Source organism: Janthinobacterium sp. SUN176 (genome assembly GCF_030587335.1).
Taxonomy (GTDB): Bacteria; Pseudomonadota; Gammaproteobacteria; order Burkholderiales; family Burkholderiaceae_D; genus Janthinobacterium; species Janthinobacterium kumbetense.
Genome location: NZ_JAPWIA010000008.1, coordinates 54,613 through 62,858, shown reverse-complemented (window position 1 = coordinate 62,858; position 8,246 = coordinate 54,613). Strand labels below are relative to the sequence as shown.

The following is an 8,246-nucleotide window of genomic DNA, read 5'->3' as shown; positions in this document are numbered from 1 at the left end:
AGCAGACAAAGAAATGGTCATGCCAGGCGATAACGTGTCGATCACCGTCAAGCTGATCAACCCGATCGCGATGGAAGAAGGTCTGCGCTTCGCTATCCGCGAAGGCGGCCGTACCGTCGGCGCCGGCGTGGTTGCAAAAATCATCGCATAAGGAAATGTTATGCTTCCACCCGGGGCGTCCTGGGTGGTAGAATAGCACTCCTCGAAAGTTTTACGTAGGGACGTAGCTCAATTGGCAGAGCGTCGGTCTCCAAAACCGAAGGTTGGGGGTTCGATGCCCTCCGTCCCTGCCACCGTCAAGGTGCAGGGCACCGAAAGTAGAAAAATGTCAAATCAATCCGTGCAAACCGTTAGCACGTCGAGTGACAAGATAAAAGTCGCGCTGGCAATAGTGGCTGCGATTGCAGGAGTAGTCGGGTTTTATTACCTGGCAGGCCAACCAGCTCTGGTGCGTGCAAGCGCGCTTGTGGCTGGTTTGGTTATTGCTGTTGCGCTCTTGTATGTCTCGACGACCGGCCGTGAATTTCTCAATTTCGCCAAAGAAGCTGTGCGCGAAACCAAGAAAGTCGTTTGGCCTACCCGCAAAGAAGCCACGCAGATTACTGCGATCGTGTTTGCCTTTGTGCTGGTCATGGCGATTTTCCTGTGGGGCACGGATAAATTGCTCGAGTTTTTGTTGTATGACGTAATTCTGGGTTGGAAAAAATAATGAGCGAAAATGTGCATGATGAAGCGGCGAACGAGTCCGTTCCGGGCGACGCTCCGGTAGCGGACACTGGTGCAGCGCTGAGCGTGCCAGTGAGCAGCAAGCGCTGGTATGTCGTGCATGCTTATTCCGGCATGGAAAAAAGCGTCATGCGCGCACTGACCGAGCGCATCGAACGCGCGGGCATGCAAGACCAGTTCGGCCAGATCCTGGTGCCGATCGAAGAAGTGGTCGAAGTCAAGAATGGTGTCAAGTCCGTCACCGAACGTCGTTTCTATCCTGGCTATGTGCTGGTTGAAATGGAAATGACGGACGAAAGCTGGCACTTGGTCAAGAATACCAGCAAGGTTACCGGTTTCATTGGTGGCAAGTCGAACAAGCCGACGCCGATCTCCGCGCGCGAAATCGACGGCATCATGAAGCAGATGCAGGAAGGTGTTGAAAAGCCCCGTCCGAAAACCTTGTACGAAGTGGGCGAGCAAGTACGCATCAAGGATGGTCCGTTTACCGACTTCAACGGCAATGTCGAAGAAGTCAATTACGAGAAATCCAAAGTGCGCGTCTCGGTCACCATTTTCGGTCGCGCTACTCCGGTAGAGCTCGAATTCGGCCAGGTCGAAAAAGTCTAAGTATTATCAAGCGCCACCAGGAGCGTCGCGGCAGTCTCAGCGAAATCCGGTCAGAGGAGCCCCGCCAGGGTAGGATCGGCGGGGCGCTACTACTCAATCCAAGATAGGAGCCATCATGGCAAAGAAAATCATTGGTTTTATCAAGCTGCAAGTGCCAGCTGGTAAAGCAAACCCATCCCCACCAATCGGTCCAGCTCTGGGTCAACGTGGTCTGAACATCATGGAATTCTGCAAGGCCTTCAATGCACAGACCCAAGGTCTGGAGCCAGGCATGCCGATTCCAGTCGTGATCACCGCATTTGCGGACAAGTCCTTCACGTTCGTGATGAAGACGCCTCCAGCAACCTACCTGATCAAAAAAGCTGCTGCGATCACCAAAGGTTCGCCGAAGCCACATACCGACAAAGTCGGTACGCTGACCCGCGCACAAGCTGAAGAAATCGCTAAATTGAAAACCCCTGATCTGACCGCTGCCGACATGGATGCTGCTGTACGCACCATCGCTGGTTCCGCTCGTTCGATTGGTATCACGGTGGAAGGTGTTGTATAATGGCTAAGTTATCCAAACGTATCAAGGCTTTGAAAGCCAAAGTCGACCGTACCAAAGTGTACGCTTTCGACAACGCTGTCGCTCTGATCAAAGAGTGCGCAACGGCCAAGTTCAATGAATCGATCGACGTATCGGTACAACTGGGTGTTGATCCTAAGAAATCCGACCAAGTGGTGCGCGGCTCCGTCGTGCTGCCAGCTGGTACCGGCAAAACCGTACGCGTGGCAGTATTCGCGTCGGGCGAAAAAGCAGAAGCTGCTAAAGCAGCTGGCGCCGACATCGTTGGTATGGAAGACCTGGCTGAGCAGATCAAAGCCGGCGACATGCCTTTCGATATCGTTATCGCTTCGCCAGATACCATGCGTATCGTTGGTACCCTGGGTCAGATCCTGGGCCCGCGCGGCATGATGCCTAACCCGAAAGTTGGCACTGTTACTCCTGACGTCGCTACCGCCGTGAAAAACGCGAAAGCCGGTCAAGTTCAGTACCGTACCGACAAATCCGGTATCATCCACGCTACCATCGGCCGTAAATCCTTCGCTGACGCAGATCTGAAATCGAATCTGGTCGCACTGATCGACGCACTGAACAAAGCCAAGCCAGCATCGAGCAAAGGCGTGTACCTGCGCAAAGTTTCGCTGTCGTCGACCATGGGCGCTGGCGTCCGTGTTGACCAGGCTAGCCTGGCAGCTTAAGTAACAGAATCAAGTCCTGTAGCGCCTTCGGGCGCTGCGGGCGCATCTTTGGGCTGTCTGCCCGGTGTTCGCACCGGGCAGGCAGACAATCAAAGACCGTTGGGCCGACTGCGATCGCACATGCAGAAGGTTAATAGGCTTGCCGGCAACGGCGAGTGCCCAACGCAGATGGTGTACCCGAACAAGTTTTGTAGTCCTCATGCTGCGTGAATCCATCCGCTCAGTTTAGTACTTCTTGACTTCGGACGCCGTGTTCGAACCGATGCAAGGCGCTCAACCACTCGGTTGTGATTGCCGAACATCATTTAAGGAGGTTGACCGTGAGTCTCAATCTGAATGACAAAAAGGCCGTCGTCGCCGAAGTTTCCGCACAAGTAGCAAATGCGCAAACGATCGTCGTGGCCGAATATCGTGGCATCCAGGTTGGTCACTTGACGCAACTGCGTGCTAAAGCGCGTGCCCAAGGCGTGTACCTGCGTGTGTTGAAAAACACTCTGGCTCGTCGCTCCGTTGAAGGTACCGCATTCGCCAGCCTGGCAGATGCCATGACCGGCCCGTTGATCTACTCGATCTCGGCCGATGCCGTTGCAGCAGCTAAAGTCATCGCTGACTTCGCTAAAACCAACGACAAACTGGTCATCAAAGCAGGTAACTACGCAGGCAAGCCGCTGGATACAGCTGCTGTCACCGCGTTGGCGAGCATTCCTAGCCGTGAAGTTCTCATTTCGCAGTTGTTGGGCGTTATGCTGGCTCCGGTTTCGGGCTTTGCACGTGGTCTGGCTGCCCTGGCAGCGAAAAAAGGCGAAGGCGCCGAAGCTCCTGCAGAAGCAGCAGCAGAAGAAGCCCCAGCAGCCGCTTAATTGCGCGCGCTTTTTTCTCTCAGTACCAATCTGATGTAACTAACGTAATAAATTTAGGAGTTTCAAAATGGCAATTAGCAAAGACGATATCCTGGAAGCAGTTAGCGCCATGTCCGTAATGGACCTGAACGACCTGGTTAAAGCATTCGAAGAAAAATTCGGCGTGTCCGCAGCAGCGATGGCTTCGGCCGGTCCTGCAGCAGGCCCAGCAGCAGCTGCTGAAGAGCAAACCGAGTTCAACGTTGTTCTGGACACCTTCGGCGCAAACAAAGTTGGCGTCATTAAAGCAGTTCGCGAAATCACCGGCCTGGGCTTGAAAGAAGCTAAAGACCTGGTCGATGGCGCACCAAAAACTGTGAAAGAAGCAGTGTCGAAAGCTGATGCTGAAGCAGCAGTTAAGAAACTGGTAGAAGCCGGCGCAACCGCTTCGATGAAGTAATATCTGTACCGGCGTCAGTTAGCGCCCGAGTCAAAGTCTGAGGTTTCCCCTCGCAAGGGGGGAAATCCGACTTTGGCTCCTTTGTCGTCTGTATCGTATTTGTAGCAGCAGTTTTGTTCGATTCAAGCCGGAAAGCAGAGCCTTGAGGTTTCGTCTGTGTCACACGCAGCGGTGCAAACGAACACTTGCAAAACCTGAATTTTCTATCCTTTCTGTCACTCACGGAGTGTCCATGCACTACTCATTTACTGAGAAGAAACGCATTCGCAAATCATTCGCGAAGCGCGCCAACGTTCACCACGTTCCGTTCCTGCTGGCGACCCAGCTCGAGTCTTATCATAGTTTCTTGCAAGAGGACATAGCACCGTCCGGCCGCAAGAATGATGGCCTGCAGTCGGCTTTCACTTCGATTTTCCCTATCGTTTCGCACAATGGTTTTGCGCGTCTCGAATTCTTGTCGTACGTTCTGGGCGATCCTGCCTTTGACGTCAAAGAATGTCAACAACGTGGCCTGACGTTCGCGTCGCCGCTGCGCGCGAAAGTGCGCCTGGTGATCCTGGACAAGGAATCGCCAACCAAACCTGTCGTCAAGGAAATGAAAGAACAGGAAGTCTACATGGGCGAATTGCCGCTCATGACGACCACCGGTTCGTTCGTCATCAACGGCACGGAGCGGGTTATCGTTTCCCAGCTGCACCGTTCGCCTGGCGTGTTCTTCGAGCACGACCGCGGCAAGACCCACTCGTCGGGCAAGCTGCTGTTCTCCGCGCGTATCATTCCTTACCGCGGTTCGTGGCTGGACTTCGAGTTCGACCCGAAAGACATCCTGTTCTTCCGCGTCGACCGCCGCCGCAAGATGCCAGTGACGATCCTGCTCAAAGCCATCGGCATGTCGCACGAGCAAATCCTGGCGAATTTCTTTGTCTTCGACAATTTCAACCTGCGCTCCGAAGGCGCGGAAATGGAATTCGTCTCCGAACGTCTGCGCGGCGAAGTGGCGCGCTTTGACATCGTCGACAAGTCGGGCAAGACCCTGGTGCTGAAAGACAAGCGTATCAACGCGAAACACGTGCGTGATATCGAAGCTGCCGGCATCAAGCACATTTCCGTACCGGAAGACTACCTGCTGGGCCGCGTATTGGCGAAGAATATCGTCGATGGCGACACCGGTGAAGTCGTCGCGTCCGCGAACGATGAGCTGACGGAAGACTTGCTGGGTCGCTTGCGCGATGCCAACATTTCCGAGATCCAGACCTTGTACACCAACGACCTGGATCAGGGCGCCTACATCTCGCAAACCCTGCGTATCGACGACACCGCCGACCAGATGGCTGCGAAAGTGGCGATCTACCGCATGATGCGTCCAGGCGAACCGCCAACGGAAGATTCCGTTGAAGCGCTGTTCAATGGCCTGTTCTACAACTCGGACCGCTACGACCTGTCGGCCGTGGGCCGCATGAAGTTCAACCGCCGCATTGGCCGCGATGAACTGACCGGCGCCATGACCCTGTCGAACGAAGACGTGCTGGCCGTGATCAAGATCCTGGTGGAACTGCGCAATGGCCGCGGCGAAGTCGACGATATCGATCACCTGGGTAACCGTCGCGTACGTTGCGTGGGCGAACTGGCCGAGAATCAATTCCGCGCCGGCCTGGTGCGTGTTGAACGCGCCGTCAAGGAACGCCTCGGCCAAGCCGAAGCAGACAACCTGATGCCGCACGACCTGATCAACTCGAAGCCGATTTCGGCCGCGATTCGCGAGTTCTTCGGTTCGTCCCAGCTGTCGCAGTTCATGGACCAAACCAATCCTCTGTCGGAAATTACCCACAAGCGCCGCGTATCGGCTCTGGGACCCGGCGGTCTGACACGCGAACGCGCCGGCTTTGAAGTGCGCGACGTGCATCCGACCCACTACGGCCGTGTCTGCCCGATCGAGACACCGGAAGGTCCGAACATTGGTCTGATCAACTCGCTGGCTCTGTATGCCCGCCTGAATGAATATGGCTTCCTGGAAACCCCGTACCGCAAGGTCGAAGGCTCCAAGATTACCGATCAGATCGACTACCTGTCCGCCATCGAAGAAGGTCGCTACATCATCGCTCAGGCGAATGCGACCATCAACGACGAAGGCATGCTGTCCGATGAACTGGTCTCGGCCCGTGAAGCCGGCGAAACCATCCTGGTCTCTCCAGAGCGCATCCAGTACATGGACGTGGCGCCAGGCCAGATCGTTTCCGTCGCTGCTTCGCTGATTCCGTTCCTCGAACACGATGATGCGAACCGTGCATTGATGGGCGCCAACATGCAACGCCAGGCTGTGCCTTGCTTGCGTCCGGAAAAAGCGCTGGTCGGTACCGGTATCGAACGCACCGTTGCGGTCGACTCGGGCACCACCGTGCAAGCGCTGCGTGGCGGTATCGTCGATTACATCGATGCGGGCCGTGTCGTGATTCGCGTCAACGATGACGAAGCAACCGCTGGTGAAGTGGGCGTCGACATCTACAACCTGATCAAGTACACCCGTTCGAACCAGAACACCAACATCAACCAGCGTCCTATCGTGCAGGTGGGCGACCGTGTTGCCAAGCGCGACGTGATCGCCGACGGCGCATCGACCGACCTGGGTGAATTGGCGCTGGGCCAGAACATGACCGTGGCTTTCATGCCATGGAATGGTCTGAACTTCGAAGATTCGATCCTGATCTCGGAAAACGTCGTCAAGGACGACCGCTACACCTCGATTCACATCGAAGAGTTGTCGGTAGTCGCCCGTGACACGAAACTGGGCGCGGAAGAAATTACGCGCGACATTTCGAACCTGGCTGAAAACCAGCTGGCTCGTCTTGATGAGTCCGGTATCGTCTACATCGGTGCGGAAGTACAAGCCGGCGACACCCTGGTCGGTAAGGTAACGCCTAAAGGCGAAACCCAGCTGACCCCGGAAGAGAAGCTGCTGCGCGCGATCTTCGGCGAAAAAGCGTCGGACGTGAAAGACACCTCGCTGCGCGTGCCTTCGGGCATGATCGGTACCGTGATCGATGTGCAAGTCTTCACCCGTGAAGGCATCGTGCGCGACAAGCGTGCTCAGCAAATTATCGATGACGAACTGAAACGCTTCCGTCTGGATTTGAACGACCAGATGCGTATCGTTGAAGGCGATGCCTTCCAGCGTCTGGAAAAAATGCTGATCGGCAAAGTTGTCAACGGCGGCCCGAAAAAGCTGGCCAAAGGCGCCAAGATCACCAAGGAATACCTGGCCGATCTGGACAAATACCACTGGTTCGACATCCGCCCTGCGGACGACGATGCAGCAGTAGCGCTGGAAGCGATCAAGGAATCGATCAACGAGAAGCGTCACCAGTTCGATCTGGCCTTCGAAGAGAAGCGCAAGAAACTGACGCAAGGCGATGAGCTGCAACCAGGCGTGCAAAAAATGGTCAAGGTGTACCTGGCCGTGAAACGCCGCCTGCAGTCGGGCGACAAGATGGCAGGTCGCCACGGTAACAAGGGTGTGGTTTCCCGTATTGTTCCTGTGGAAGATATGCCATACATGGCCGACGGCACGCCAGCCGACGTTGTGCTGAACCCACTGGGCGTTCCTTCGCGGATGAACGTTGGTCAGATTCTCGAGACTCACTTGGGCTGGGCTGCCAAGGGTCTGGGTATCCGCATCGGCGAAATGCTGAAGGCGCAAACCAAGGTCGAGCAAGTGCGCAAGTACCTGACGACGATCTACAACGACAACGGCCGTGCCGAAGAGCTGAACGACTTCGACGACGAAGAGATCATGAAGCTGGCGGAAAACCTGAAAAAAGGTGTTCCATTCGCCACGCCAGTGTTCGACGGTGCCAATGAAGAAGAGATCCGCCGCATGCTGGACCTGGCGTATCCGGACGACATCGCCAAGAACCTGGGCATGACCGCTTCGAAAAACCAGGTGACCATGTATGACGGTCGCACCGGTGAAGCGTTCGAGCGCAAGGTTACTGTCGGCGTCATGCACATGCTGAAACTGCATCACTTGGTTGATGACAAGATGCATGCGCGTTCGACCGGTCCTTACTCGCTGGTGACGCAACAGCCACTGGGCGGTAAAGCCCAGTTCGGTGGTCAGCGTTTCGGTGAGATGGAAGTCTGGGCACTGGAAGCGTATGGCGCGTCGTATGTCTTGCAAGAGATGTTGACCGTCAAGTCCGATGACGTGAATGGCCGTACCAAAGTGTACGAGAACCTCGTCAAGGGCGACCACGTGATCGACGCCGGCATGCCGGAATCGTTCAACGTGCTGGTCAAGGAAATCCGTTCGCTGGGTATCGATATCGACCTCGAACGCAACTAAAAGACAGCCACCTGTCATTTGGTTTGGG

Annotated in this window: 7 protein-coding genes, 1 tRNA gene and 1 pseudogene; all 9 read left to right on the top strand. The window is 55.5% G+C overall.

The window, feature by feature from the left end; all coding sequences use genetic code 11:
- Nucleotides 1-151, top strand: a pseudogene (locus O3299_RS27895) (elongation factor Tu); the annotation flags it as partial.
- 66 nt (nt 152-217) lie between these two features.
- Nucleotides 218-293 (top strand) — tRNA-Trp (locus O3299_RS27890).
- 32 nt (nt 294-325) lie between these two features.
- Complete coding sequence (secE, locus tag O3299_RS27885) at nt 326-709, top strand: preprotein translocase subunit SecE (protein WP_010394308.1); 384 nt, start codon at nt 326-328, stop codon at nt 707-709.
- Nucleotides 709-1,335 carry a transcription termination/antitermination protein NusG gene (gene nusG / locus O3299_RS27880; RefSeq protein ID WP_077398778.1) on the top strand — a complete coding sequence of 209 codons (627 nt, stop codon included), beginning with the start codon at nt 709-711 and terminating at the stop codon, nt 1,333-1,335. The genes secE and nusG overlap by 1 nt, the downstream gene beginning before the upstream one ends.
- A 115-nt stretch (nt 1,336-1,450) precedes the next feature.
- Nucleotides 1,451-1,885 carry a 50S ribosomal protein L11 gene (gene rplK / locus O3299_RS27875; protein WP_034753131.1) on the top strand — a complete coding sequence of 145 codons (435 nt, stop codon included), beginning with the start codon at nt 1,451-1,453 and terminating at the stop codon, nt 1,883-1,885.
- A complete protein-coding gene (gene rplA / locus O3299_RS27870) occupies nt 1,885-2,580 on the top strand; it encodes a 50S ribosomal protein L1 (RefSeq protein ID WP_034753134.1) in 696 nt (231 codons plus the stop codon). The genes rplK and rplA overlap by 1 nt, the downstream gene beginning before the upstream one ends.
- Nucleotides 2,581-2,900: 320 nt before the next feature.
- Nucleotides 2,901-3,440, top strand: a complete 540-nt coding sequence (gene rplJ / locus O3299_RS27865; RefSeq protein ID WP_034753621.1) for a 50S ribosomal protein L10 — start codon at nt 2,901-2,903, stop codon at nt 3,438-3,440.
- A 67-nt stretch (nt 3,441-3,507) separates the two neighbouring features.
- Nucleotides 3,508-3,879 carry a 50S ribosomal protein L7/L12 gene (gene rplL, locus O3299_RS27860; protein WP_070223390.1) on the top strand — a complete coding sequence of 124 codons (372 nt, stop codon included), beginning with the start codon at nt 3,508-3,510 and terminating at the stop codon, nt 3,877-3,879.
- 232 nt (nt 3,880-4,111) lie between these two features.
- The gene (rpoB, locus tag O3299_RS27855) at nt 4,112-8,218 is read left to right on the top strand and encodes a DNA-directed RNA polymerase subunit beta (RefSeq protein WP_077398780.1); all 4,107 of its coding nucleotides are present in this window, start codon (nt 4,112-4,114) and stop codon (nt 8,216-8,218) included.
- Nucleotides 8,219-8,246: the final 28 nt, after the last annotated feature.